The organism is Pelomonas candidula (genome assembly GCF_043555985.1).
In the GTDB taxonomy this organism is placed as follows: domain Bacteria; phylum Pseudomonadota; class Gammaproteobacteria; order Burkholderiales; family Burkholderiaceae_C; genus Pelomonas; species Pelomonas candidula.
Window position 1 is genome coordinate 34,997 of the sequence record NZ_JBIGIC010000007.1, and the last position, 22,945, is coordinate 57,941.

Consider the following 22,945-nt stretch of genomic DNA (forward strand, 5'->3'; position numbering starts at 1 on the left):
CTAGAACAGGAACTTGAAGATCAGCGGCATCAGCAGCGAGGCCAGCACCACCTGCACGCCCAGCGCCAGGCTGGCGTAGGCGCCGGCGTCGGCGTCCACCTGCAGCGCGCGCGCCGCGCCCAGGCCGTGGGCGCAGGTGCCCAGCGCGAAGCCGCGGGCCACCATGGGCTTCACGCCGATGAGGTCGAAAAGGTATTTGCCGCCCACCGCGCCGATCATGCCGGTCAGCACGGCGAACACGGCGGCCAGCGCGGGGATGCCGCCGATCTTCTCGGCGATGCCCATGGCCACCGGCGCGGTGACCGACTTGGTGGCCAGCGACGCGACGAGGTCCCGCGGCAGCCCCAGCGCCCAGCCGAGGGCCACCGCGCTCAGCGAGGCCGTGGCGCCGCCGGCCAGCGCCGCTACCAGGATGGCGCCCCAGCGCCGTCGCAGTTCCTCGCGCCGCTGCCACAGCGGCCAGGCCATGGCCACGACGGCCGGCCCCAGCAGGAAGTGGATGAACTGCGCGCCGGAGAAATAGGTCGGGTAGGGCGTGCCGCTGGCCAGCAGCAGTACAGCCAGCGTGGCCACGCTCCATGGCACCGGGTTGGCCCAGGCCGCGTGGCCCAGGCGCACATAGGCGGCGTGGGCCATCACGTAGACGGCCAGCGTGACCGTCAGCCCGAACAGCGGCGTGGCGCTGAGGTAGACCCAGAGCTGGACGAAGTCCTGCATGTCAGCGCCGCCCGGCCGCCCGAAGGCGCTGACGCGCCCCCTCGGGGGGCTGTGAACGAAGTGAGCGTGGGGGCTTCAGCATGTCAGCCCCTCGTCTCGCGGGCCAGGAATGCCCGCAGCACCCAGGCCGTGACGGCCAGGCCCAGGCCGGTGGACACCACCACCACGACCAGCAGCCGGCCGCCGAATTCGCCGACGAGGTGCAGGTGCGTCATCACGCCCACGCCCACCGGCACGAACAGCAGCGACAGGTGGCCCAGCAGCCCCTCGGCGGCCGGCTGCACCGTCTCGCGCAGCGGCGCCCAGCGCAGCGCGGCCAGCATCAGCAGCAGGCCCAGCACGGGGCCGGGCAGCGGCGCATGCGTCAGCCGCACGAGGGCCTCGCCCAGGGCCTGGGCGATCAGCAGCAGGGTCAGTCCACGCAGCAGCGCCATGCTCAGACCTCGTAGACCAGCGTCCAGAAGTAGCCGAGCTCGCGGAACTCGAACGGCCGGCCGCCCAGCAGCGCGGCGAACTCGTCGGCCGTGGGGAAGTTCTTCAGCACCTCGTGCTCGCTGCCATCCGACAGCTGCCGGCGCTGGAAGCCGTTGCCCTCGGCGTCGAAGCGGGTGACGGGCGTGCTGTCGCCGTCGACGTAGCGGTTGTCCATGAGCACGACGCGCGCGCCGCGGCTCAGCTGCGCATGCAGCCCGCGCAGCCAGGCCTCGCGGCGCGACATGGGCACGTGCGAGAACCACAGGCCGGCGAAGGCCGCGTCGAAGCGGCGCCCGCGCAGCGTGTCGCCCAGTGCATAGGCATTGGCCAGCTCGAAGCCGACGCGCGTGAAGTCCAGCGGCTTGAGCCGGGCGATGGCCAGCACCTCGGCGTTCAGGTCCGTGCCCAGCCACGAGGCCGCGTCTGCCGTCGCCTCGGGCAGCCAGAATCCGGTGCCGGTGGCCACTTCCAGCACGTGGCGGCCGGCGAACTGGCCGCGCAGCCAGGCCTTCAGCGTGGCGATGTCGGCCTGGCGGTGCGGCTTGTCGAACACGCGCTCGTATTCGGCCGCCCGCTGCGCGTAGTAGCGCGGCATGGCCTGCTCGACGTTGTCAGAGGTCTGCATACAGCCGGCCCGGGTTGAAGACGCCGTGCGGGTCGAAGCTCGCCTTCAGGCGCCGGTGGATGGCCGCGAGCGGGGCCGACAGCGGCGCGAAGGCCCCGGGCGACTTGTCCAGCGCGCGGAACAGCGTCGCATGCCCGCCCACGGCGGCAGCGGCCTCGCGCACGGCGGCCGGCTCCATCGGCGTGACGACCCAGCGCTGCGCGCCGCCCCACTCGATCAGCTGCTCGCCGTGCAGCTTCAGCTCGGGCGCCGTGCTGGGCAGGCTCAGCCGCCACAGCCTGGCGCCGCCGGCCACCGCGCGCTCGGCGCCGAGGAAGAACTCGTCGGCGTGGTCGCGCAGGCCCAGCCAGAACGCGCCGGCCATCTCGTCGGGGATGACGTCGCCGCCCAGCCTGGCGCAAGCCGCGTCGACGGCGGCCCGGGCTCCGGCCAGGCGCAGCAGCAGCGCGCCGTCCCACCAGGCGCTGGCCTCGATGGGCAGCGGCTCGCCGCCCCAGCGGTTCAGTGCCGCCAGCGCGGCGGGCTGGTCGAACTCGAAGCGCAGCGTCGCGACGGCGGCCGGCAGCGGCATCACCTTCAGCGTGACCTCGGTGATCAGCCCGAGCTGGCCCATGGCGCCGGCCAGCACGCGGCTGACGTCGAAGCCCGCCACGTTCTTCATGACCGTACCGCCGAAGCTCAGCAGCTCGCCACGGCCGTTGATGAGCACGGCGCCCAGCAGATGGTCGCGCACCGAGCCCAGCGCCGCGCGGGCGGGGCCGGACAGCCCGGCGGCCACCATGCCACCCACCGTGCCCTTGCCACCGAAGCGCGGCGGCTCGAACGCGAAGCGCTGGCGGTTCTGCGCGAGCAGCGCCTCGACGTCGAACACCGGCGTGCCGGCCAGCACGCTGACGAACAGCTCGCTGGGCTCGTAGGCGGTAACGCCGTTCAGCGCCAGCGTGGACAGCGGCTCGCCGGCCGGCGCCTCGCCATAGAAATCCTTGCTGCCGTGGCCGGTGATGCGCAGCGGGGTGCGCGCGTCGCGGATCTGCGCTTGTAGGTCGGCCAGGTTCAAAACCGCTCCAGCTCAGGAAAGGCCAACAGCCCGCGCCTGACGTGCATGCGGCCGTACTCGGCGCAACGGTTCAGCGTCGGAATCTGCTTGCCGGGGTTCAGCGTGCCAGCCGGGTCGAACGCGGCCTTGAGGTGCAGCATCTGCTCGCGCTCCTCGGGGCTGAACTGCACGCACATCGAGTTCAGCTTCTCCACGCCCACGCCGTGCTCGCCCGTCACCGTGCCGCCCAGCGCCACGCTGCGCTCCAGGATCTCGGCGCCGAACAGCTCGCAGCGATGCAGCTGGTCGGGGTCGTTGGCGTCGAACAGGATCAGCGGGTGCAGGTTGCCGTCGCCCGCGTGGAAGACGTTGGCGCAGCGCAGGCCGTACTTCTTCTCCATCTGCTGGATGTCCAGCAGGATGGTGGCCAGGTGCTTGCGCGGGATGGTGGAGTCCATGCACATGTAGTCGGGGCTGATGCGGCCGCTCGCCGGGAAGGCGTTCTTGCGGCCGCTCCAGAACTTCAGGCGCTGGGCCTCGTCGGCGCTGACCTGGCAGCGCGTCGCGCCGGCGGCCTGCAGCACGGCCTCCATGCGCTCGATCTCCTCGGCCACCTCCTCGGGCGTGCCGTCGCTCTCGCACAGCAGGATGGCCTCGGCCGTCAGGTCGTAGCCGGCGTGCACGAAGTCCTCCACCGCTGCCGTCATCGGCTTGTCCATCATCTCCAGGCCGGCCGGAATGATGCCGGCCGCGATGATGGCCGCCACCGCGTCGCCGGCCTTGCGCACGTCGTCGAAGCTGGCCATCACGCAGCGGGCCAGCTGCGGCTTGGGCACGAGCTTGACGGTGACCTCGGTGACGACGGCCAGCATGCCCTCGCTGCCGACGACCAGCGCCAGCAGGTCCAGCCCCGGGGCGTCCAGCGCCTCGCTGCCGAACTCGACCGGCTCGCCCTCGACGGTGAAGCCGCGCACGCGCTGCACGTTGTGCAGCGTCAGGCCGTACTTCAGGCAGTGCACGCCGCCGCTGTTCTCGGCGATGTTGCCGCCGATGGTGCAGGCGATCTGGCTGCTGGGGTCGGGCGCGTAGTACAGCCCGTGCGGCGCGGCGGCCTCGGAGATGGCGAGGTTGCGCACGCCGCACTGCACGCGCGCGGTTCGGGCCAGCTTGTCGACGGCCAGGATCTTGTTGAACTTCGCCAGCGCCAGCGTGAGGCCGGCCTCGTGCGGCATCGCGCCGCCGGACAGGCCCGTGCCGGCGCCGCGCGCGACGACGGGCACACCCAGCCGGTGGCAGGCCTTCAGCACGGCGCCGACCTGGGCTTCGGTCTCGGGCAGCGCCACGGCCAGCGGGCGCTGGCGGTAGGCGGTCAGGCCGTCACACTCGTAGGGCGTGGTCTGCTCGGCCTGGTACAGCAGCGCATGGGCGGGCAACACGGGCGCCAGGGCCGCCACCAGCTGCTGCAGGCGGGCCTGGCGGTCCAGGCCGGGGTCTCGAAGGGGGGCGTTCATCGCTGCCGTTCAGGTCAAGGGCCGGTGGCGGCCAACTGTAGCCCGGTCAGTGGACGAGCCAGCTGAACGGTGGCACATAGGCCTGCAGCGTGATGAACATGCCCACCAGGCAGGCCAGCGCGATGGAGTGGAAGAACACGTAGCGCAGGATGGGGCCCTCGCCGTTCTGCCAGCGCGTGGCGGTGGACGCGACGACGATGGACTGCGCGTCGATCATCTTGCCCATCACGCCGCCCGAACTGTTGGCCGCGCCCATCAGGTTGGGGTTGAGCCCCAGCTGCTCGGCCGCCACCTTCTGCATGCCGCCGAACAGCACGTTGCTGGCGGTGTCGGAGCCCGTCATGGCCACGCCCAGCCAGCCCATCAGCGTGCCGAAGAAGGGGTAGAGCACACCGGTGTTGGCGAAGGCCAGGCCCAGCGTCGTGTCCAGGCCGCTGAAGCGCGTCAGCGTGCCCAGCGCCAGCATCAGCACGATGGTCAGCAGCGAGGTGCGCACCAGCCACACGGTCTGGCCAAAGCACTTCACCAGCCCGCCGAAGCGGTAGCCCATGATCAGCCCGCCGACGACGGCCGCCAGCAGGATGCCCGTGCCGGTGGCCGACAACAGGCCGAACACGTATTCCGCCGCCTCGGCCGTGGGCTTGGGCACGACGGGCGCGACCTTCTCGACCAGCTTGTGCAGGCCGTCGATGGTGAACTTGGGCGCGAAGAGGCCGTTCAGCGCCGTCTTGGTGGCGGGCAGGCCCCAGACGAACACGAACACCGTCAGGATGACCCAGGGCGTCCAGGCCTTCACGACGGCGGCGCGCGCGTGCACGGCGGGCCGGCGGGCGGGTTTGGCCTCGCCACCGTCCTGCTCATGGTTCTTCAGCGATACCGACGTCCACACACGCCGCGGCTGCCAGACGCGCAGGAAGGCCACCAGCGCCACCATCGCGCACATCGCCGCGATGACGTCCACCAGCTCCGGGCCGATGAAGTTGCTGACGAGGTACTGCGGGATGGCGAACGACAGGCCCGTGACGAGGATGGCCGGCCAGATCTCCCACATCGCCTTGCGGCCGGCGAAGGCCCAGATCAGCCAGAACGGCACCAGCAGCGAGAAGAACGGCAGCTGGCGGCCGATCATGCCGGACACCGCCATCAGGTCGTAGCCGTGCACCTTGGCCAGCGTGATGACCGGCGTGCCGAGCGCCCCGTAGGCCACCGGCGCCGTGTTGGCGATCAGCGACAGGCCAGACGCCGCAAGCGGCGAGAACCCGAGGCCGATGAGGATGGCCGCCGTGACGGCCACCGGCGTGCCGAAGCCGGCCGCGCCCTCGAAGAAAGCGCCGAACGCGAACGCGATCAGCAGCAGCTGCAGCCGGCGGTCCTCGGTGATGCCGGCGATGGAGTCCTGCAGCACCTGGAAGCTGCCGTTCTTCTCGGTCAGCTGGTGCAGGAAGATGATGTTCAGCACGATCCAGCCGATGGGCAGCAGGCCGGTGAGGCCGCCCAGCAGCGCCGCGCGCCCCGCCATGCCGGCCGGCATGCCGAAGGCGAACACCGCGATCAGGAAGGCGCTGGCCAGTCCGGCCGCGGCGGCCACGTGGGCCTTGAGGTGGAACACGCCCAGGCCCAGCAGCATGACCACCACCGGGACGGCGGCCACCAGCGTGCTGAGCAGCATGTTGTCGAAAGGGTTGTAGACCTGTTGCCAGACCATGGTCGTCTCCAGTTTGTTAGTGCTTGAACTGGGGCGCGATGGTGGGTGTGCAGGCCTTGGGGTGGCGTGAATCCTCTTGCGCTGTGGCGTGAAGAAATTTCAGGCCCGAAGACAGGCACAGGGTTGCCCCTTGGGGGCCGAGCGCCGGGCCGCCCCAAGCCGGCCCGTCTGGCGATGTGCGAGCGGCTCAACGCCGTGAGCATCGCCGTCCCCTCGGGGGACCGACCGGACTCGCCCGCGTTCAGCGGCGCGATGCCGGGCGAGGGGCAACTTCACGCCAGCGCGCGCGTCAGCCATTCGACGAAGGCCGCGCATTCCCAGCGCTCCAGCGTGCCGGGCTTCCAGCAGATGTAGTGATGGAAGCCCGACGGCACCGTGCGCGGCGACAGCCGCACCAGCCGGCCGGACTCCAGCCACGACGCGCCCAGCTTCATGCGCATCAGCGCGACGCCGAAACCGGCGGCCGCGGCGTCCAGCACCAGGCCCAGGTCGTTGAACTGCGCGCCGCCGCGCGGCTCGTCCAGCGGCAGGCCGTGGGCCTCGAACCAGCTCCCCCACGGCGCCAGCGGGCTGCGGATCAGGTGCACGCGGCGGAAGTCGGCCTCGTTGTCGAAGCCCTCGAACGGGCCGTGCTCGTGCAGGTAGTCGGGGCTGCAGACGGGGCTGAGGTCGTCGGTCAGCACGCGGCGGCTTTCCAGCCCCGGGTACTCGCCGCTGCCGAAGCGGATTTCCAGGTCGGCGTCTTCTGACTTCACATCGGCCAGCGGGATGGCCACCTGCATGACCAGCTCCACCTCCGGGTTGGCGTGGCGGAACAGCGCCAGCCGCGGCAGCAGGATCTGGCGCGAGAACGTCGGCGTGACGGCCAGCCGCAGCCGCGCGCCCTGCGAGCGCACGCCGTCGGCGCCGGGGATCTTCTGCAGCGCGGCCAGCCCCTGGCGCACCGACGGCAGGTAGGCGCGGGCTTCCTCGGCGAGCGTGAAGTCGCGCCCGAACAGCTTGAAGCCCAGCTGCGACTCCAGCTGCCGGATGCGGTGGCTGACGGCGCTGGGCGTGACGGCCAGTTCCTCCGCCGCGCCGCTGACGCTGCGCAGCCGCGCCACGGCCTCGAAGGCCTGCAGGCACTGGATGGGCGGGATGCGGGGCGGGGCCATGGTGGCTGGACTCTAGTCCAGCGCCGGCCGGCGCCGTCGGTTCAATCGAGGACGAACCAGTAGCCGGGCTTGTGCAGCGGCGTCTCGGGCGGCAGCAGGGGGTTGTTCAGCACGATCTGCGTGCGCTGGCGCAGCCGGTGGCGCCGGATCAGGTCGCCGAAGTGCTGCTGGAACAGACGCACGAAACTGCCGTCGGCGACCATGGCATCCAGCCCGCGCTGCAGGTCGGCAGCCAGCTGCTCGCGGCCGCGCCGCACGAACAGGTAGGAGGCGGCCGGGTAGCGCAGCAGCACATGCGGCTCGATGACGAGGCCCTGGGCCATGCCGCTCTCGACCTCGCCGTCGATCTCGAAGGCGGAGCGGGGAAAGTAGTCGATGCGGCCCATCCTCAGCATCTCGAACAGCGTCGTGTGACGGGGCACGCCCTGCACGGGCAGGCCGTTGGCGCGCAGGATCTCGGTGTCGGGCCAGTCCATGCCCTGGCCGGCCACGTAGCGGCGCAGTTCCTGCACGCTGCGCAGCGCCTTCCAGCGGTCCACGTGTTCGGGGCGCACGAAGGCCAGCCGGAAGCCGATCAGGCCACGCTCCACCGGCACGCGCACGGGCTTCAGCAGCGCCTCGCGCTCGATGCTGGTCATCGTCCAGGCCAGGTCCAGGCTGCCCGCGCCGTTGGCCAGCTCACGCAGCACACGTGCCTGGGTCATGGGCGCGGTGGACTCGGCGATCTCGTAGGCCGCGCCGCTGCGTCGCAGCGCCTGGCGCAGCAGCTCCTCGTGATAACGCCACTGCGTCAAGCCGCTCTGGTCATGCAGCGGGTAGACGACCTGGGAGGCCGCGGTGCCGGGCCGGGCATCCGGGCTGGCACCGACCGCCAGCAGTGAGAGCAGGTGCCGCCGTCTCATGGGAGCGTCGGCCGGGGAGTCGCCTCAGGCCTTGCGCCGGGGTGCCGCCGGGCGCTTGCGGGCGGGCGGGGAGCCGGCTGCCGGCGGGCTGCCGGCCAGGGTCTTGGCGACGCCGCCCACCATCGCACCGGGCATGCCGGCCGCGCGCTTGAGCGTGTCGCTGGCGGCGTCGAAGCTCTGCTTGACCAGCGTGCCGGCCAGGTTCTTGGCGGCGTCGGTCGCGGTGTCCTTCATGGCCGAGGTGGCCAGCTGCGTGAACTGCTGGCTCAGCGCCGTCCACCATTGCGTCGGGTCCACGACGGCGGCCGGGTTGGCGGCGCCGGCCTCGGCGGCCTTCTTCGCCGTCTTCGTCGCGACCTTGGCCGCCGTCTTCACGGCTGCCTTCGCCGCGGCCTGGGCCACCGGCGCGGCCGCCGCGGCAACCTCGGGCGGCATGGCTGGCCAGGCCGGCGCCTCGGGCAGCTTGAGGCTGTCGCGCAGCTGCGCCAGCGGCACGTTCATCGTCTGCAGCGTCGACAGCGTCATGCGCTGCACCTCCAGGGCCTGGATGGTGGCAGCCAGCATGCGCGCGTTCTGCTCCAGCCAGAACTGCACGGTGCGCAGCTCCTCGATGCGCTTGGCCAGCTCCTCGGGGTTGAGCGTGGGCGCCACCCACTGGCCGATGCCCGGCAGCGCCGAACCGGCGTTCTTGACCAGGCCTTGCAGGAAGTCGAATCCCGGCACGAATTTGGTGAAGGCGTTGTCGCTCATCGGCGTCTCCTAGTCTTTGCGCGATGCTACTTCGCGAGATGCACCGCTTCGACGGTGAAACCCTGCCTGGCCAGCAGCGTCGGCAGCGCCTGGGGACCGCTCATGTGCAGCGCCCCCACCGCGACGAGCAGCCGCTGGCCGGCGCCGTGCAGCTGGCCGATGCGCTCGGCCAGCTGCACGTTGCGGTCGTCGTTGACGCGCTTGAACCACGCGCGCTCGTCCGGCGTGTCGACGCAGGCGCACCAGCGCGGATAGTCGGCCAGCGTCTTCATGTCGGCGCGCGCCCAGGCATCGGCCATCTTGCGCAGTGGCGCCCGCACCTGGCCCTTCTGCAGCTGCTTGAGCGAGCCGTCGACGACGATGGGCAGTTCGGCCGCCGTGGGTTCCAGCGCGGCCAGCTGCTCCTCCAGGCTTTCGAGCGACTGCACCGGCCTGCCGTCACGCTTGGCCCAGGCCAGCAGCATCAGGTCCTGGCCGAAGCCGGCGTCGAAGCCGTCGCGGCGCGACTCGAACAGCATCAGCGTGCTGATCTGCAGCATGACCGGGAAGCGCGCCAGCGCCGCAGGCGGCAGGCAGGCCGCGGCGGCCTGGGCCTCCATGCGCCTGGCCAGCGGGGCCGGCAGCGGCTCGGGCGGCGGCATGGCGGCCAGCGCGGGGCCGACGTCTGCCGGGTCCAGCTCGACGGCCAGCACCTCGGTCTCGCCCCAGGCCTGGCGCAGCGCCGGGCCGGGGTAGGCCCAGTCGGCCTTGCCGACGTGCAGGCTGCCGAACAGATAGCTGCTGTGGCCATCGCGGCTGATGCGCCACAGCGGGCCGCGGTCGGGCGCCCTGGCGGCCCAGGCCGCGGCCTGGTCGGCGCCGGGCTGGGCGGGGGCGGGCGGGCAGGTCGCGCGGGCAGTGCCGGCGCCCAGCGCGAGCGATACGGTCAGGAGCAGGGTGCGGATCATTCTTTCTTCGGCTCGATGCGGAGTTCGCCGGGCTTTTGCGAGAAGTGCAGGCGCCCGAGCACGTCCATGCCCAGCAGCGGCGAGGCGAGGTCGGGCAGCACGGCCACCGGCAGCCGGTCGGCGCGCACCCCACCCTGCAGCGTCACGTCGGCCCGCGCCGCGAAGCCGCTGGCCGTGCCGCCCGCCGTGTGCGTCTGGATGGGGCCCAGCGGCTTCAGTCCCGCGCGCTCGGCCAGCGCCTGCGGCAGCGCGGTGGATGTGGCGCCGGTGTCGACGAGGAAGTCCACCTCCACGTCGCCTACCCGCCCGGGCCAGTGGAAGTGGCCGTCGGGCGCGCGTGTCAGTACGACCATGTCGCCAGCAAGCCGGAAGCGGCTGGCCTCGCGCTCGTGCTCCCAGGCCTTGATGCCGAGGAAGATGACGAGGCCGATCAGCAGCCAGATGGTCATCAGCTTGGCGGTGTGGGGCAGGTCCTTCTGTGACATCTCGACAGTAGGGAGGACAAGGGTTTGCGCGGACATCAACGATAACCGCGGGGGACAGAATCCGGCCCATGAAGCTGAAGTCCACCCTCCTGATCGCCGCCTGTCTGCCGTTTGCGCAGGTGCAGGCCCAGACTGACCCGCTGGCACCCGTCGCCTGGATGGCCGGTTGCTGGGCCGAGCAGGGCCGCGACGCCGGCTCGGTCGAGCAGTGGATGGCGCCCGCCGGCGGCCTGATGATGGGCATGGCCCGCACGTTGAAGGGCGGCCGCGTCGTCGACTACGAGTTCATGCACATCCGCCCCGGTACCGATGGCCGGCTGGTCTACGTCGACCAGCCCCAGGGCCGCCCGCCCACCGAGTTCAAGCTGGCGCGCCAGCCTGACCCCAAGCAGCCCGAGGCGGTGTTCGAGAACCCGGCCCACGGCTTCCCGCAGCGGGTCATCTACCGCCTCACCGCGCCCGACCGCCTGGCCGCCCGCATCGAGGGCACGCTGAACGGCAAGGAGCTGGGCGTGGACTTCACGCTGCAGCGCACGGCCTGCCCGTGAAGCCCTTGCTGCTCGTCGCGCTGCTGCTGTCCGGCAGCGCCGACGAGCAGCGGCTGAACCGCTTCGACGACCCCTTCGAGGTCCTGTCCACCGACATCGCCGGCTGCCCCGAGCCGCGCGGCCCGCGCATCACCGCCGCCGAGGCCCGCGTGCAGGCCCACCACCGTGCCGAGCGCGGCACCAGCTGCTGGCTGGCCGGCCAGTGCAGCGAGCCCAATGCCTACCGCTTCGATGCCGGCATCGCTGCCGCGTTGCGCGAGCGGTTCAAGGAGGCGCCCGCGCTGCGGCCGAGCAGCCTGTGGATGACCGTGCAGGGCCGCATCGTCTACCTGGAAGGCTGCGTGGCCAGCGCCGCGCAGGGGCCGCAGCTGGAGGCAGTGGCCCGCGGGGCGCCGAACGTGCTGCAGGCCGTGGCCCTGGTGCGGGTCGGCCCCGACGGCGCCGTGCCGTACCGGCGCATGGATTGACCCGTGCCTGCATCGGCCTTGGACTCTGGGCCATGATGTGCCATGCCCCTGCTGAAGCGTCTTGCCACCGTCGCCTCGCTGGCCCTGCTGCTGGCGTTGGTCGGCTGCTCCAGCCTCACACTGGCCTACCAGCAGCTGCCTTTCCTGGCCGGCTGGTGGGTCGATAGCTACCTGGACCTGGACAGCAGTCAGCGCGCCCGGCTGAAGGAGCAGCTGCAGGCCTGGCAGGCCTGGCACCGCCGCGAGGAGCTGCCGCAACTGCAGGCGCTGCTGAGCCAGGCCACCGCGGCGCTGGACAACGGCGTCACGCGGGACGAGCTGTTGGCACTGGAGCGTGGTGCGCGTGCCAGCGCCGAGCGCAGCCTGCAGCACGCCGCCCCGCTGGCCGGGCCGCTGCTTGCCAGTTTGCGACCCGAGCAGTGGCAGCACCTGCAGAAGACGCTGGACGAGAAGAGCGCCGACTGGCGTGAGCGGAACTCGGGCCGCGGCGGCCCGGGCGAGCGCGCCAAGCGCTACACCAGCAACCTGGAGCGCTGGCTGGGCGACCTCGACCGCGCCCCGCTGAAGCAGGCCCGCGCCGACGCCCAGGCCTGGCACTTCGACCTGGCCGCCATGGCCCAGGGCCGTGCCACGCGCCAGGCCCACGTGGTGGAGGCCTTGCGGGCCTGGTCGCGCCAGGAGCAGGCGGCCGGCACGGCGCTGTTCATGCAGACCCTGCTGCCGCTGCCCGCGGAGCAGGGCTATCGCGAAGAGATCATCGCCAGCGTGCTCAGGCTGTTCAACGGCCTGAACGCCGAGCAGCGCGCCCATGTCCGCAAGCACTGGGCCGACTGGAGCGACGACCTGCGCAAGCTGCAGGCCGGCGGCTGAACGGGCGCTAGCTGCGCAGGGCCGCCACCGGCGACAGCCGCGCCGCGCGCCGTGCCGGCACCCACACGGCCACCTGGCCCAGCAGCCACAGCGACGCAGCGCCGGCCGGCAGGTAGATCCAGGGCAGGCGCGGCACCTCGTAGCTCTGCATCAGCAGCTGGCTCAGCGCGACGGCGCCGGCCGTGCCGATGAGGATGCCGGTGGTCGTTAGCAGCAGGTTCTCGAGCTGGAAGTAGCGGCGGATCTGGCCCTGGGTGGCACCCAGCGCGCGGCGCGTGCCGATCATGCGCGTGCGCTGCTGCACCCAGAAGCTGGCCAGGCCCACGATGCCCATCGCCGTGACGAGCAGCAGCGCCACGCAGACGCCGCCCATCAGCCAGGCCATGGCGCGGTCCTGGGCGAAGAACTCGCGGCGCATCTCGGTCAGCGGGCGTGCCTGCGTGACGACGCGGCTCTTGTCGGTTTCCTCCAGCGCCGCGGTAGCGGCCTTGATCTGCGCGTCGAGCCGGCCGGGCTCCGCGCGGATCACGTATGCACCGCCGCCACGCAGCGGCAGGATCATCGCGGCGCCCGCGCCGTCGCCGCGCGCACGGTGCATCTGCGTGTGCGTCAGCGTGTCGACGACGCCGACGATGGTCGACGGTGAGCTGCCGAAGATGTAGACCGTCTTGCCGACCGCGGACTGACCGGGGAAGAGCCGGTCGGCCATCACCTTGTTGACGATGAGCTGGCCGATCTTGGGGTCGGGCGTGTTGAAGGCCTCGAAGCCGTCCAGCACCTCGTCGGCCGCGAAGTTGCGGCCTTCGAGCAGCTTGAGACCGAAGGTCGGCAGCAACTGCTCGTCGGCGGTGTACTGCGCCGCGCTGACGCGCAGGCCCTTGCTGTCCGGCTCCAGCGAGACGCCGCTGTTGTTGCTGTTGTTGCCGAAGACGATCTGGTTCGCGACCGTGGCGGCCTTGATGCCGGGCAGCGCGCGCAGCCGCGCCAGGTCCTCGGCCACGACACCGCCGGCGCGCTCGGGCGGCAGCGGGCGGCTGCCGCGCAGCGTCAGCACGGCCAGCTCGGACTCGGCCAGGCCGGTGTCGGCACCGAGCGCCTCGACGCGGGTCTGGATCAGGTGCAGCGCGTTCGTGACGATGGCGCAGGACAGCGCCACCTCCAGCACGATGAGGCCGGCTGCGATGCGGTGACGACGCAGCGTGGAAAGAATGGGCAACAGGTCGGTCAGCATCACTGCACCTTGAGTTGAACGGCCGGGGGGATGAGCGCCGCACGCCAGGCCGGCAGCAGCCCGGCCAGCAGGCTGGCCAGCAGCGCGAGGCCCAGCGTCAGCGCCAGCATGCTGGCATCCAGGCTGGCCAGGCGCGCGTAGTCGTTGGGGCTCTGGCGCACCAGCCACAGGCCGCCCTGGGCGAACAGCAGGCCCAGCAGCGCGCCGGCCACGCCCAGCAAGCCGGCCTCGACGACGAACTGCCTGAAGATGTCGCCGCGTGTCGCGCCGAGCGCGCGGCGCACGCCGATCTCGCCGCTGCGGCGCAGCGTCTTGGCCAGCAGCAGGCCCACCATGTTGACGACGCAGACGGCCAGGAAACCGAAGGCCAGCCAGGTCTGCAGCCGCACGTCGGCGGGCAGCACCTTCTGCGCGCCCAGCCAGTCCATCACGCTGCGCAGCCGCACGTTGGTCGGGCGCTCGAAGCGGCCGGCCTTGCGCTGGGCTTCGGAGTAAGCGACGAGGTAGTCGCGATAGGCCGCGGCGTCTTCGGGCCTGGCGAACTCGACCCAGTACTGGACCCAGGAGCAGCTGGCGTTCAAGTCCAGCGAGCTGCCGCCGTTGGCGCCCTTGCCCCAGCAATCCATGTTGCCCCAGTGGCCCGACTTGAGTGCCATGGCGGTCGAGAACGGCAGGTAGAAGTCCTCGGTCTCGGTGTAGCTGCCCAGCGTCAGGTCCCAGAAGTGCGGCAGCACCTTCCAGGGTTTGAGCACGCCGATGATGCGCAGCGGCTGGCCGCGCACGATGACCTCGCGGCCCACGCTGTTGGCGCCGCCGAACAGCTTGTCGTTGAGCGACGACGAGATCACGGCCACGCGGGCTTCGCCCTCGTCGTCGGCAGCGTTCCAGCCCCCGCCGTGCAGCCACGGTGCGTCGAACATCGCGAAGAAGTCCGCCGACGTCATGCGCACGCTGGAGAAGATCGGCTTGATCTGGGCGTCGGGCAGCGACACCGAGGTATTGAAGCCACTGGACATGACCTGGCGCATGGCCTTCTTCTCGCGCAGCAGCGCGGTGGCGTCGAAGCGGGTCAGGTCGAAGGTGGGCTCGCCGCCGGCCTTCCAGCCAACGAGGTCGCCGGCATCCAGCTGCACGTTGAACAGCCGCGCGCTCTTGGCCGGAATGGGGTCGCCGGACAGCACGTGGTAGACCGTCAGCGTCGTCATGCAGGCGCCGATGCCCAGCGCGAGGGCCAGCACCATCAGCGCACTCAGGCCCTTGGAGGCGCGGGCGCTGCGGGCGGCAAGTTCGAGGTAGTGAAGAAACATCAGCGGCTTTCGAGAAGAGCGTTGACGGCGGCCAGCTCGGCGTCGCCCAGCGAGCCGGCGGCCTGGTGCAGCGCCAGCAGCGCCAGCACATGGCGGTGGCGCGCGTTGGTCTGCGCGTTCTGCGCGCCGGCCAGCGTCTGGATGGCCAGCAGCAGGTCGGTGGTGCTGCGTGTGCCCAGCGCGAGGCCGGTGCGCGTGGCTTCCAGCGCGCGTTCGGCGGCCTCGACGGCGGCCTGCGTGGCCTGCAGCTGCGCGGCGCCCTGGCTGACGGCCAGATGCTCGGCGCGCACCTCGCGCAGCACGGCGCGGCGGCCGGCTTCGAGCTGCTCCTGAGCGGCGGCGCGCTGGAAGCCGGCGCGGTCGGCCGCGGCGGCCGTGGCGCCGCCGGCGAACAGCGGCACCGTCAACCGCAGCGCGACCTGCGTGGGCGTGCGGCTGGCGTCGAAGGCCGACACGCCGTCGCCGCGCTGGCGCGTCGTGTCCAGCCCCAGGCTGAGCGTGGGCAGATGGCCGGCGCGGGCGGCGGTGATGCGTTGCTCGCTGGCCTGCACGTCCAGCTGCAGCGCGCGCAGCTCGGGGTTGGCCTGCAGCGCGCGCTGTGCCCAGGCCTCGGCGTCGTCGGGCAGCGGCTGGGCGGCGAGCGTCTTGCCCAGCGGCTGCAGCGTGGGCGGGGTGCTGCCGGTCAGCTGGGCCAGCGCTTCGCGCGCGTCGGCCACGGCGGCCTCGGCGGCCAGCGTGCCGGTGCGGGCCAGTTCGCGGTAGGCGCGCGACTGGTCGGCCTCGACCTGGGCCGACAGGCCGGCCTTGAAGCGCGTCTCGGCCTCGCTGACCTGGCGGGCGAAGGCGTCCTCGTTGGCGCGCGCCGTGGCCAGCTGCGCCTGCGCCGACAGCAGGCCGAAGTAGGCCGTGGCGACACGCTGGCGCGCCGCCTGCTCGGCCGCGACGAGGCGGGCGGCCTGGGCCGACGCGTCGCTGCGACTGGCGTCCCACTGGCGCAGCGCGGCGAGGTCGATGAGGGGCTGGCTGATGCTGCTGGTGGTGGTGTTCCAGCGCGTGCCGCCGGTCTCGTGCAGCTCGCTGCGCTGCAGCTGCCACTGGGGCAGCAGCGCGGCACGGGCCTCGCGGGACGCCGCCTCCTGTGCGCCGCTGAGCGCGGCGGCCTGGCGCAGCACCGGATCGGCCGCGCGGGCCTGGGCCCAGACCTGCAGCAGGTCGTCGGCGTGGGCTGTCGCCGCCGTGCACAGCACGGACAGCAACAGGAGCTGGACAGTCTTCAAGCTGCCAACTCCGCAGTGAGGTCGACGACCTGCCCGTCGATGACATGCACGTTGCGCTGCGCGCGCGCAGCCAGCTGCGGGTCGTGCGTGACCATGACGATGGTGGCGCCGTCGCGGTGCAGTTCTTCCAGCAGCTCCATGACGCTGCGCGCCATCGTGCTGTCGAGGTTGCCGGTGGGCTCGTCGGCGAGCAGCAGGCGCGGCTCGCCGGCCAGCGCCCGGGCGATGGCCACGCGTTGCTGCTGGCCGCCTGACAGCTCCGCCGGGTAGTGCTTGCCACGGGCCGACAGGCCCACGCGCGCCAATGCCTCGGCAGCGCGCTTGCGGCGCTCGGCCGCGCCGAAGCCGCGGTAGCGCAGCGGCACCTCGATGTTGTCGAGCACGTTGAGGTCGGGGATCAGGTTGAAGGCCTGGAAGATGAACCCGATCTTCTGGTTGCGGATGCGCGAGCGCTCGCCGTCGCCCATGCGGCTGACGTCGATGCCGTCCAGCTTGTAGGTGCCGGCGCTGAAGGCTTCCAGCAGGCCGGCGATGGTCAGGAAGGTCGTCTTGCCGGAGCCGGACGGGCCGGTCACGGCGACGAACTCGCCCTCGTTGACGGTCAGGTTGAAGTCGCGCAGCGCGTAGGTCTCGACCATCTCGGTGCGGTAGACCTTCTGCAGTTTTTCCATCTGGAGCATGGTTCTCTTCCCTTGGCTTAATCAGCGATGAGCACGCGGTCCGCGCCCTTGAAGTTGTCCGACCCGGAGATGACGACGCGGTCGCCGGCCGACAGGCCCGACAGCACCTCGACGCGTTCCAGCGAGCGCGCGCCGAGCTTGACGGCGACCTTCTCGGCCGTGCCGCCGCGCACGACGTAGGCATAGCTGCCGCCGCTCTCGTCGACGAAGCTGCCGCGCGCGACGCCCAGCACCTTGTCGCGCTTGTCCAGCAGCACGCGCACCGACAGGCGCTGGTTCTGGCGCAGCTGCTCGGGCTGAGGGCCGGCGAAGCGCAGCCGCGCGCTGACCTCACCGTTGACGACCTCGGGCGACACCGAGCTGACCTGGCCGGCCCAGCGTTGGCCGTTGCCGCTGATCTCGCCCGGCATGCCCGGCTGCAGCTCGCGGGCGAAGCTCTCGGCCACCTGCATCTGCACCTCCAGCGCCGACAGGTCGATGACCGACAGCAGCTTGGCGTCGCGGGCGACGTTGGTGCGGTCGGCGATGAAGAGCTGGCCCACCTGGCCGTCCACCGGCGAGCGCACGTTCAGCTCGCCGACCTGGCGCTCCAGATCCGCCACCAGCAGCTGCTGGCGCGCCAGCGCGCTCTGCTTGGCCTGCACGTCGAGCTTGAGGCTGTCGGTCTTCAGGCCACGCAGGTCGCGGGCCTGGTCCAGCGCCAGCCTGGCCTTGGCCAGCGTGTCCTGTGCACGCTCCACCTGCATGCGCGCCGTGGCGCCGGCCTCGAAGGCCTGCGTCTGGCGGGCCAGGTCGTTCTGCGCGGTCTGCTGGTCGATGCGGGCGTTCTCGTAGGCGCTCTGCAGCGCGGCGGCCTGCTGGCGTGCCTCGACCTCGGCGCGCGCCAGGTCGGCGCGCAGCGCGTCAACGTTGCTGCGTTCCTGCGCGAGGCGGTTGGTCAGCTCCGGCGAGTCGATGGTGGCCAGCACCTGGCCCTTCTTCACCGGGTCGCCGGCCTTGACGGCCAGCGTCGCCGTGCCGGCGCCCTGCGCGAACAGCGTGGGGCTCTGCGCGGCGACGACACGGCCCTCGCCGGCCACGTCACGCGTCAGCGGCCCGACGTCGACCGTGGCGATGCTGAGGCGGGAGACGCTGAAGGCGGCGTCGGCCGACAGCGCCTGGCGGATGCGCCCCCCGGCGGCCAGTAACAGCAAGGCGACGGTGACGGCACCGCCAGCCAGCAGCCAGGGCCAGCGGTGGGCGCGGGAAGCGAGGGGGCGGTCCTGCTCGGAGGTGTCGCGGAAGCGAGAGTTCATGGCTGCTGTTTTGCAAGCCATGTGCCAGCGGGGTGGGCGTTATGAATCAGTCACTTGGCGCCGCGGACGGTGTCCGCGGACAGTGTCCGGACAGTCCGGGCGGCCTCAGGCCGTCAGCAACATCACCACCACCGCGACGGCCATGATCCCCGTCGCCGCCCAGCCCAGCACGCGATGCGATCCCGACATCGTCAGCGCGCCCATGACGCGGCGCGACTGGCCGATCCACAGCATCGCGGCCATGATGGGCACGGAGATGACGCCGTTGACGATGGCGCTCCAGACCAGCGCCTTGATCGGGTCCAGCTCGAACACGCTCATCAGCGCGCCGATGGCGGTGGCGGCGATGATGATGGCGTAGAAGCCGCGCGCCTCGTGGAAGCCGTGGGCCAGGCTCGCCTTCCAGCCGAACACCTCGCTGACCGCGTAGGCCGCCGAGCCCGCCAGCACCGGCACCGCCAGCAGGCCCGTGCCGATGATGCCCAGCGCGAACACGGCGAACGCGAACTCGCCGGCCACCGGGCGCAGCGCCTCGGCGGCCTCGCCGGAGGTCTGGATGTTGGTGATGCCGTTCAGGTTCAGCGTCACGGCCGTCGCCAGCACGATGCACAGCGCGACAAGGTTGGAGAAGGACATGCCGACCCAGGTGTCCAGCCGGATGCGCTTCAGGTGCGCGCCGGCCTGGGCGGGCGCCAGGCGTTCGGCGGCGCTGTGCGGGCGGCTCTGCAACTCCTCCACCTCCTGCGAGGCCTGCCAGAAGAACAGGTAGGGGCTGATCGTTGTGCCCAGCACGGCGACGACCATGCTGGCGTAGTCGCTGAGATGGGTGCCTTCGGGCAGGAAGGCCCAGGGCTGTAGTGACTCGGCCGTGGCCTGGCGCCAGGGTACGTGCACGACCATGACGACGGCGACGTAAGAGAACAGCGCCAGCGTCAGCCACTTCAGCACGCGCACCGAGCGCTCGTACGAGAAGAACACCTGGCCCAGCACGCAGACGGCGCCGAAGCCGACGATGAAGGGCACGCGCGGGCCGCCGGCCAGCAGGCGCGCGGCCTCGGCCATGGCGCCGATGTCGGCCGCGATGTTGATGGTGTTGGCCACGACCAGCAGTGTCACGAGCGTCAGCGTCAGCCAGCGCGGGCAGACCTTGGCGATGTTGGCCGCCAGCCCCTGGCCGGTGACCCAGCCGATGCGGGCCGACAGCATCTGGATGCCGATCATCAGCGGCGTCGTCAGCAGCAGCGTCCAGACCAGCCCGAAGCGGAACTGCGAGCCGGCCTGCGAGTAGGTGGCAATGCCGCTCGGGTCGTCGTCGGCGGCGCCGGTGATGAGGCCGGGGCCCAGGCGCTGGGCCAGGTCACGGGTGTCGGCCAGCCGGCCGCGGGCGGTCTCGGCGGCCCGGGCCAGGAAGGGGTTGCGTTGGAGCAGTTGTTGCACGGGAATCTCCCCGCCGCCGGGCGCGGCGCGTGCACGGCGGACATGGGCGGCGCGCCTGGAGCGCCGCGAGGTCACGAAGGTGCCGGGGGAGGGCCTGGCGGCCGATGCCGCCTGGGTTGACTCGCGGGTCCCGGGTGGTGGGTGTCTGCCCCCACCGCCCGGTGCGCAGCCGTTTCAGCGCGTGGCCGAGGGCTGCTGACTGGACGGCGAAGGCCAGCAACTAGGTGCTGGGTTCATGGCAATGCCGTCAGTGAAGGAGTGGTGATTGTCGGCGGGCAGGTGCGCACAGGCCAGCAGAAATCGAGCGCTGAAACCTGGCTGCAAGCCAGCGTATTCGGGGCCGAGCGCCGGGCCCCCCAAGCCGGCCCGCTTGGGGAGCGGGCCTCAACCGTCAAACGGTGCCGGTGGCGACGAGGAAGCAGTACGCCAGCACGGCGACCGTCAGGCACAGGCCGAACGATGAGAACGGAATTCGTGTCATGTCCATCTCCCTGCGGTGGGTCAGCACGGCGTCAGGCGCGCATCAGCTTGTCCGCATAACGCCAACTTTGCGGGGCTTGTGGAAACACTGTCGCCAGTGCGGTTTCCGACAGGCCCAGGTGGCGCTGCAGCACGGGGGCCAGCACCTGGCGGAAGTCGGTCGCCACGGCGAGGTCACGGCCGTCGGCCAGCGCGCTGTGGTCCAGGCCGGGCCAGTCGCCCAGCACCTGGCCGCCGGCCACCGGGCCGCCCAGCAGCCACATCACGTTGCCGCGACCGTGGTCGGTGCCGCCGTTGCCGTTCTGGCGCAGCGTGCGACCGAATTCGCTGACGACGACGACGACGGTGTCTTTGTAGGTGTCGCCCAGGCCCGTGGCGAGCGCGTCCAGGCCTTCGCCCAGGCTGGCCAGGCGGTTGGCGAGCTGGCCGCGCGCCGCGCCCTGGTTGACGTGCGTGTCCCAGCCGCCCACGGCGGTGAAGGCGAGCTGGGTGTGTGGGTCCTTGCGGATCAGCGTGCCGAGGCGGCGCGCGTCGGCGGCGAAGCTGCGGGCAGACGGCGCGCCGGCGTCGGCGCTCGGGTCCATGGACTTGCCGCCGTCGCCGCCCATGCCCGAGGCCATGCTGCGTGCCATTTCGCCGCGGCCTTCGGTGGTCTCGTGCAGCGTGCTGCTGAGCTGGGCGTCGTTGGCGTAGAGCTTGGCCAGGCCGGCCTGCATCTTGGGGTCGTCAATGGCGCGGCGGCGCATCGCATCGGGGCCCAGGCCCAGGCTGGCGACGCTGGCGGTGCCGGCAAAGATGCGTGGCGGCGTGCTGCCCTGGCTGATGGCACGCGTAGGCGCCGGCTCGCCGGGCAGGGCGGTCAGCAGCCGGTTCATCCAGCCGTCGGGTGTGGACTTGCGGCCGGGCGTGCCGGATTCGAAATAGTCCTGCGCGTCGAAGTGCGAGCGCGTCGGGTCGGGCGAGCCGCTGGCGTGCACGAAGGCGAGCTGGCCGCCGTCCCAGTGGCGCTTGAGCGGGCTCAAGGACGGGTGCAGGCCGAACAGCGAGTTCAGCTTGATGAGGCCGTCGTCCGCCCCGGGGGGCGGCAGCCCGATCTGCGGGCGGCTGGCGGCGTACTCGCGCTCGCCGTACGGCGCGACGACCGACAGGCCGTCCACCGCGCCGCGCAGCATGACGACGACGAGCTTCTTCTGGCTGGCGCCTTCGGCACGCACCAGCGACACGGGCAGGCCGCCCAGCGTGAAGGCGCCGAAGTGGAGCAGTTGACGGCGGAGCATGGTCAGCCCCGCGCGGCCGCCCGAAGGGGCTGAAGCGCCCCCTCGGGGGGCAGTGAACGAAGTGAACGTGGGGGCATGACGACCTCTACCTCTTCATGAAATCGGGAGACGCCAGCAGCAGCGCAACCTGCTGGCCGGCGGGCTCGGTGGCCAGCGTGCGCCGCGTCGGCTCGCTGACCGAGGCGCCCAGCGTGCTGGTCAGCCGCTCGGCAGTGATGCCGCTGCGCTGGCCCAGCGTCGTCGCGAGCTGCACGCGCTGCGTCAGCGCCTCGGGGTTGCGCCAGGCGGCGGCGGTGTTCTTGTAGCCGTCGGGTGTCAGCGCGCCGTACAGCGGCTGTCCGGCCTGCGTCAGCGCCTGCTGCAGCGGCTGCGGGGTGTTCAGGGGCAGGTCCAGCGCGCGCATCGTGGACAGCAGGTACTGGTAGGGCGTCTTGAACTTCGCCTGATAGGCGTCGCGGCTCCAGAACTCGTCGGCGCGGATCAGCGTGCGCGTCAGTTCGCGCAGGTCGCCGCCGGTGGCCTTGAAGTTGTCGGCCAGCTTGTTGACGAGGCTGGCCGGCGGCTCGTCGGCGACGAAGGCCTGTGCGAACTTGAAGGCCAGGTGGCGGGCCGTGGCCGGGTGGGCGGCCAGCACGTCCAGTGCGTGCTCGCCTTCGGCCTGGCCACCGCCCCGGATCTGCTGGCCCAGCCAGGTCTTGCTGCCGTGGTCATGCCGGTTCGCATCGAACTCGAACACGTCGCCGCTGCCGCCGATCAGCACCTTGCGCTGCTCCAGCCCCCAGCCGGTCAGCATGCGGGCCAGCTCGGTCACATCGCGCTGCGTGTAGCCGCCGTCCACGCCCAGCGTGTGCAGTTCCATCACCTCACGGGCGTAGTTCTCGTTGAGGCCCTTGGGCACGCGCGCCTTCAGCTCCGGGCGCTGGGCCAGGAAGCGCCGGCCGGCGCGCGAGGGCTGGTAGCCGGGTGCGACGCTCTGCGCGTTGTCCAGGTAGACCAGCATCGCCGGGTGCTTGGCGGTGGCGCCCAGCATGTCGCGGAAGCGCCCCAGCACGAAAGGACGGATGGCGCGCTGCTCGTAGTCGGCCACCAGCACGCCCACCGGCCCCTTGCCGGCATAGACGTTGAAGTGGTTGAACCAGAACTCGGTCAGCACCTCCTCCAGCTGCGCCGGGCTCTGCAGCCCGCGCGCCAGCCGCGCCGTGGCGGCCTGCTGCACCAGCGGGCGCACCTTCTCGCGCACCGCGTTCAGCGCGTCGGCGCTGGGTGTCTCGCCCTTGGCCTGCTCGCGCTTGGCCTCGCGGGTGGCCTTGATGGCGTCGCGGTAGCGGCCCAGCAGCTCGGCCTGGCCCAGCTTGAGCACGTCCAGTCCGCCCAGTCGTTCGGTCAGCGCGGCGGGCTGCGGCAGGTGGCGAGGCTCCAGCTGCTCGGTGAGGAAGCGCTCCAGCCACTTGTCGGCACCCTGCTCGGCGATGGCCGCGGCATCGGCCGGGCACGGGCCGTAGCCCAGGCGGTTGAGGGCGTGCAGCGCGCGTTCGTCAGCGCTCAGGCCGGGGCCGGTGGCGGCCTTGCCGTGGTGGGGCAGCAGGGCGGCGCCCATCAGCGCCGCGCCGCTGCTCAACATGAAGCGGCGGTTCTTGTTCATGGCGGAACTCCGTCGTTTGAACGAAGCATCCCGCCGACCACGCAAGGCCGTGTGACCCCAGCGCAAAGATTTGTGTCAACGTCTGACAGCGTCCCGCACAAGAGGGACTGTCATCGTGGCGCAGGCTC

The 22,945-nt window shown here is 71.7% G+C and carries 22 protein-coding genes; 3 read left to right on the forward strand and 19 right to left on the reverse strand.

Annotated elements, in window-relative coordinates; translation table 11 throughout:
- The 11 genes from ACG04R_RS14965 to ACG04R_RS15015 form a co-directional block, all read right to left on the reverse strand.
- Complete coding sequence (locus ACG04R_RS14965) at positions 1 to 717, reverse strand: LrgB family protein (RefSeq protein WP_394411946.1); 717 nt, start codon at positions 715 to 717, stop codon at positions 1 to 3.
- Positions 718 to 800: 83 nt separating this feature from the next.
- Positions 801 to 1,151 (reverse strand): CidA/LrgA family protein, encoded by a 351-nt coding sequence (locus tag ACG04R_RS14970; protein WP_394411949.1) that lies wholly within the window; start codon positions 1,149 to 1,151, stop codon positions 801 to 803.
- Between the two features lie 2 nt (positions 1,152 to 1,153).
- Positions 1,154 to 1,816, reverse strand: coding sequence for a class I SAM-dependent methyltransferase (locus ACG04R_RS14975; protein ID WP_394411952.1), 663 nt, complete (start codon positions 1,814 to 1,816; stop codon positions 1,154 to 1,156).
- Positions 1,803 to 2,873, reverse strand: a complete 1,071-nt coding sequence (glcE, locus tag ACG04R_RS14980; RefSeq protein ID WP_394411955.1) for a glycolate oxidase subunit GlcE — start codon at positions 2,871 to 2,873, stop codon at positions 1,803 to 1,805. The genes ACG04R_RS14975 and glcE overlap by 14 nt, the downstream gene beginning before the upstream one ends.
- The gene (locus ACG04R_RS14985; RefSeq protein ID WP_394411958.1) at positions 2,870 to 4,363 is read right to left on the reverse strand and encodes an FAD-linked oxidase C-terminal domain-containing protein; all 1,494 of its coding nucleotides are present in this window, start codon (positions 4,361 to 4,363) and stop codon (positions 2,870 to 2,872) included. The genes glcE and ACG04R_RS14985 overlap by 4 nt, the downstream gene beginning before the upstream one ends.
- A gap of 46 nt (positions 4,364 to 4,409) precedes the next feature.
- The gene (locus ACG04R_RS14990; RefSeq protein WP_394411962.1) at positions 4,410 to 6,068 is read right to left on the reverse strand and encodes an L-lactate permease; all 1,659 of its coding nucleotides are present in this window, start codon (positions 6,066 to 6,068) and stop codon (positions 4,410 to 4,412) included.
- Between the two features lie 272 nt (positions 6,069 to 6,340).
- Positions 6,341 to 7,222 (reverse strand): LysR substrate-binding domain-containing protein, encoded by an 882-nt coding sequence (locus ACG04R_RS14995; RefSeq protein WP_394411965.1) that lies wholly within the window; start codon positions 7,220 to 7,222, stop codon positions 6,341 to 6,343.
- Between the two features lie 41 nt (positions 7,223 to 7,263).
- Complete coding sequence (locus tag ACG04R_RS15000; RefSeq protein WP_394411968.1) at positions 7,264 to 8,124, reverse strand: substrate-binding periplasmic protein; 861 nt, start codon at positions 8,122 to 8,124, stop codon at positions 7,264 to 7,266.
- 24 nt (positions 8,125 to 8,148) lie between these two features.
- Positions 8,149 to 8,874: a PhaM family polyhydroxyalkanoate granule multifunctional regulatory protein gene (locus ACG04R_RS15005; protein WP_394411971.1), complete on the reverse strand. Its 726-nt coding sequence runs from the start codon at positions 8,872 to 8,874 to the stop codon at positions 8,149 to 8,151.
- A gap of 26 nt (positions 8,875 to 8,900) precedes the next feature.
- The gene (locus ACG04R_RS15010; protein ID WP_394411974.1) at positions 8,901 to 9,821 is read right to left on the reverse strand and encodes a TraB/GumN family protein; all 921 of its coding nucleotides are present in this window, start codon (positions 9,819 to 9,821) and stop codon (positions 8,901 to 8,903) included.
- Positions 9,818 to 10,306, reverse strand: a complete 489-nt coding sequence (locus ACG04R_RS15015) for a retropepsin-like aspartic protease family protein (RefSeq protein WP_394411977.1) — start codon at positions 10,304 to 10,306, stop codon at positions 9,818 to 9,820. The genes ACG04R_RS15010 and ACG04R_RS15015 overlap by 4 nt, the downstream gene beginning before the upstream one ends.
- A gap of 68 nt (positions 10,307 to 10,374) precedes the next feature.
- Here ACG04R_RS15015 and ACG04R_RS15020 point away from each other — a divergent pair, with 68 nt between their 5' ends.
- Genes ACG04R_RS15020 through ACG04R_RS15030 form a run of 3 tightly spaced genes read left to right on the forward strand, consistent with a single transcriptional unit; the run spans position 10,375 to position 12,191 of the window.
- Positions 10,375 to 10,854 (forward strand): DUF6265 family protein, encoded by a 480-nt coding sequence (locus ACG04R_RS15020; RefSeq protein ID WP_394411980.1) that lies wholly within the window; start codon positions 10,375 to 10,377, stop codon positions 10,852 to 10,854.
- Complete coding sequence (locus tag ACG04R_RS15025; RefSeq protein ID WP_394411983.1) at positions 10,851 to 11,321, forward strand: BON domain-containing protein; 471 nt, start codon at positions 10,851 to 10,853, stop codon at positions 11,319 to 11,321. Before ACG04R_RS15020 ends, ACG04R_RS15025 begins: the two co-directional genes overlap by 4 nt.
- Positions 11,322 to 11,363: 42 nt before the next feature.
- Positions 11,364 to 12,191 carry a DUF6279 family lipoprotein gene (locus ACG04R_RS15030; RefSeq protein ID WP_394411986.1) on the forward strand — a complete coding sequence of 276 codons (828 nt, stop codon included), beginning with the start codon at positions 11,364 to 11,366 and terminating at the stop codon, positions 12,189 to 12,191.
- A 7-nt stretch (positions 12,192 to 12,198) separates the two neighbouring features.
- On the opposite strand, the gene ACG04R_RS15035 is transcribed toward ACG04R_RS15030, so the two are convergent.
- The 8 genes from ACG04R_RS15035 to ACG04R_RS15070 form a co-directional block, all read right to left on the reverse strand.
- Entirely contained in the window at positions 12,199 to 13,422 is a 1,224-nt protein-coding gene (locus ACG04R_RS15035; protein ID WP_394411989.1) for an ABC transporter permease, read from the reverse strand.
- Entirely contained in the window at positions 13,422 to 14,729 is a 1,308-nt protein-coding gene (locus tag ACG04R_RS15040; protein WP_394411992.1) for an ABC transporter permease, read from the reverse strand. The genes ACG04R_RS15035 and ACG04R_RS15040 overlap by 1 nt, the downstream gene beginning before the upstream one ends.
- Positions 14,729 to 16,006 carry a TolC family outer membrane protein gene (locus ACG04R_RS15045; protein ID WP_394411995.1) on the reverse strand — a complete coding sequence of 426 codons (1,278 nt, stop codon included), beginning with the start codon at positions 16,004 to 16,006 and terminating at the stop codon, positions 14,729 to 14,731. Before ACG04R_RS15045 ends, ACG04R_RS15040 begins: the two co-directional genes overlap by 1 nt.
- On the reverse strand, positions 16,003 to 16,686 hold the full coding sequence (locus ACG04R_RS15050; RefSeq protein WP_394411998.1) for an ABC transporter ATP-binding protein: 684 nt from the start codon (positions 16,684 to 16,686) through the stop codon (positions 16,003 to 16,005). Before ACG04R_RS15050 ends, ACG04R_RS15045 begins: the two co-directional genes overlap by 4 nt.
- Positions 16,687 to 16,703: 17 nt before the next feature.
- Entirely contained in the window at positions 16,704 to 17,981 is a 1,278-nt protein-coding gene (locus ACG04R_RS15055; RefSeq protein WP_394412001.1) for an efflux RND transporter periplasmic adaptor subunit, read from the reverse strand.
- Between the two features lie 105 nt (positions 17,982 to 18,086).
- Entirely contained in the window at positions 18,087 to 19,418 is a 1,332-nt protein-coding gene (locus tag ACG04R_RS15060) for an NRAMP family divalent metal transporter (protein ID WP_394412004.1), read from the reverse strand.
- A 512-nt stretch (positions 19,419 to 19,930) separates the two neighbouring features.
- Positions 19,931 to 21,175 carry a DUF1501 domain-containing protein gene (locus ACG04R_RS15065; RefSeq protein WP_394412007.1) on the reverse strand — a complete coding sequence of 415 codons (1,245 nt, stop codon included), beginning with the start codon at positions 21,173 to 21,175 and terminating at the stop codon, positions 19,931 to 19,933.
- Between the two features lie 85 nt (positions 21,176 to 21,260).
- Positions 21,261 to 22,817: a DUF1800 domain-containing protein gene (locus tag ACG04R_RS15070; RefSeq protein ID WP_394412010.1), complete on the reverse strand. Its 1,557-nt coding sequence runs from the start codon at positions 22,815 to 22,817 to the stop codon at positions 21,261 to 21,263.
- Positions 22,818 to 22,945: the final 128 nt, after the last annotated feature.

Excerpts from the sequence above, each read along its gene's own strand:
- ACG04R_RS14965 (WP_394411946.1), bottom strand. The coding sequence starts at position 717 with ATGCAGGACTTCGTCCAGCTCTGGGTCTACCTCAGCGCCACGCCGCTG.
- ACG04R_RS14970 (WP_394411949.1), bottom strand. The coding sequence starts at position 1,151 with ATGGCGCTGCTGCGTGGACTGACCCTGCTGCTGATCGCCCAGGCCCTG.
- ACG04R_RS14975 (WP_394411952.1), bottom strand. The coding sequence starts at position 1,816 with ATGCAGACCTCTGACAACGTCGAGCAGGCCATGCCGCGCTACTACGCG.
- ACG04R_RS14985 (WP_394411958.1), bottom strand. The coding sequence starts at position 4,363 with ATGAACGCCCCCCTTCGAGACCCCGGCCTGGACCGCCAGGCCCGCCTG.
- ACG04R_RS14990 (WP_394411962.1), bottom strand. The coding sequence starts at position 6,068 with ATGGTCTGGCAACAGGTCTACAACCCTTTCGACAACATGCTGCTCAGC.
- ACG04R_RS14995 (WP_394411965.1), bottom strand. The coding sequence starts at position 7,222 with ATGGCCCCGCCCCGCATCCCGCCCATCCAGTGCCTGCAGGCCTTCGAG.
- ACG04R_RS15000 (WP_394411968.1), bottom strand. The coding sequence starts at position 8,124 with ATGAGACGGCGGCACCTGCTCTCACTGCTGGCGGTCGGTGCCAGCCCG.
- ACG04R_RS15005 (WP_394411971.1), bottom strand. The coding sequence starts at position 8,874 with ATGAGCGACAACGCCTTCACCAAATTCGTGCCGGGATTCGACTTCCTG.
- ACG04R_RS15010 (WP_394411974.1), bottom strand. The coding sequence starts at position 9,821 with ATGATCCGCACCCTGCTCCTGACCGTATCGCTCGCGCTGGGCGCCGGC.
- ACG04R_RS15015 (WP_394411977.1), bottom strand. The coding sequence starts at position 10,306 with ATGTCACAGAAGGACCTGCCCCACACCGCCAAGCTGATGACCATCTGG.
- ACG04R_RS15020 (WP_394411980.1), top strand. The coding sequence starts at position 10,375 with ATGAAGCTGAAGTCCACCCTCCTGATCGCCGCCTGTCTGCCGTTTGCG.
- ACG04R_RS15030 (WP_394411986.1), top strand. The coding sequence starts at position 11,364 with ATGCCCCTGCTGAAGCGTCTTGCCACCGTCGCCTCGCTGGCCCTGCTG.
- ACG04R_RS15035 (WP_394411989.1), bottom strand. The coding sequence starts at position 13,422 with ATGCTGACCGACCTGTTGCCCATTCTTTCCACGCTGCGTCGTCACCGC.
- ACG04R_RS15040 (WP_394411992.1), bottom strand. The coding sequence starts at position 14,729 with ATGTTTCTTCACTACCTCGAACTTGCCGCCCGCAGCGCCCGCGCCTCC.
- ACG04R_RS15050 (WP_394411998.1), bottom strand. The coding sequence starts at position 16,686 with ATGCTCCAGATGGAAAAACTGCAGAAGGTCTACCGCACCGAGATGGTC.
- ACG04R_RS15055 (WP_394412001.1), bottom strand. The coding sequence starts at position 17,981 with ATGAACTCTCGCTTCCGCGACACCTCCGAGCAGGACCGCCCCCTCGCT.
- ACG04R_RS15065 (WP_394412007.1), bottom strand. The coding sequence starts at position 21,175 with ATGCTCCGCCGTCAACTGCTCCACTTCGGCGCCTTCACGCTGGGCGGC.
- ACG04R_RS15070 (WP_394412010.1), bottom strand. The coding sequence starts at position 22,817 with ATGAACAAGAACCGCCGCTTCATGTTGAGCAGCGGCGCGGCGCTGATG.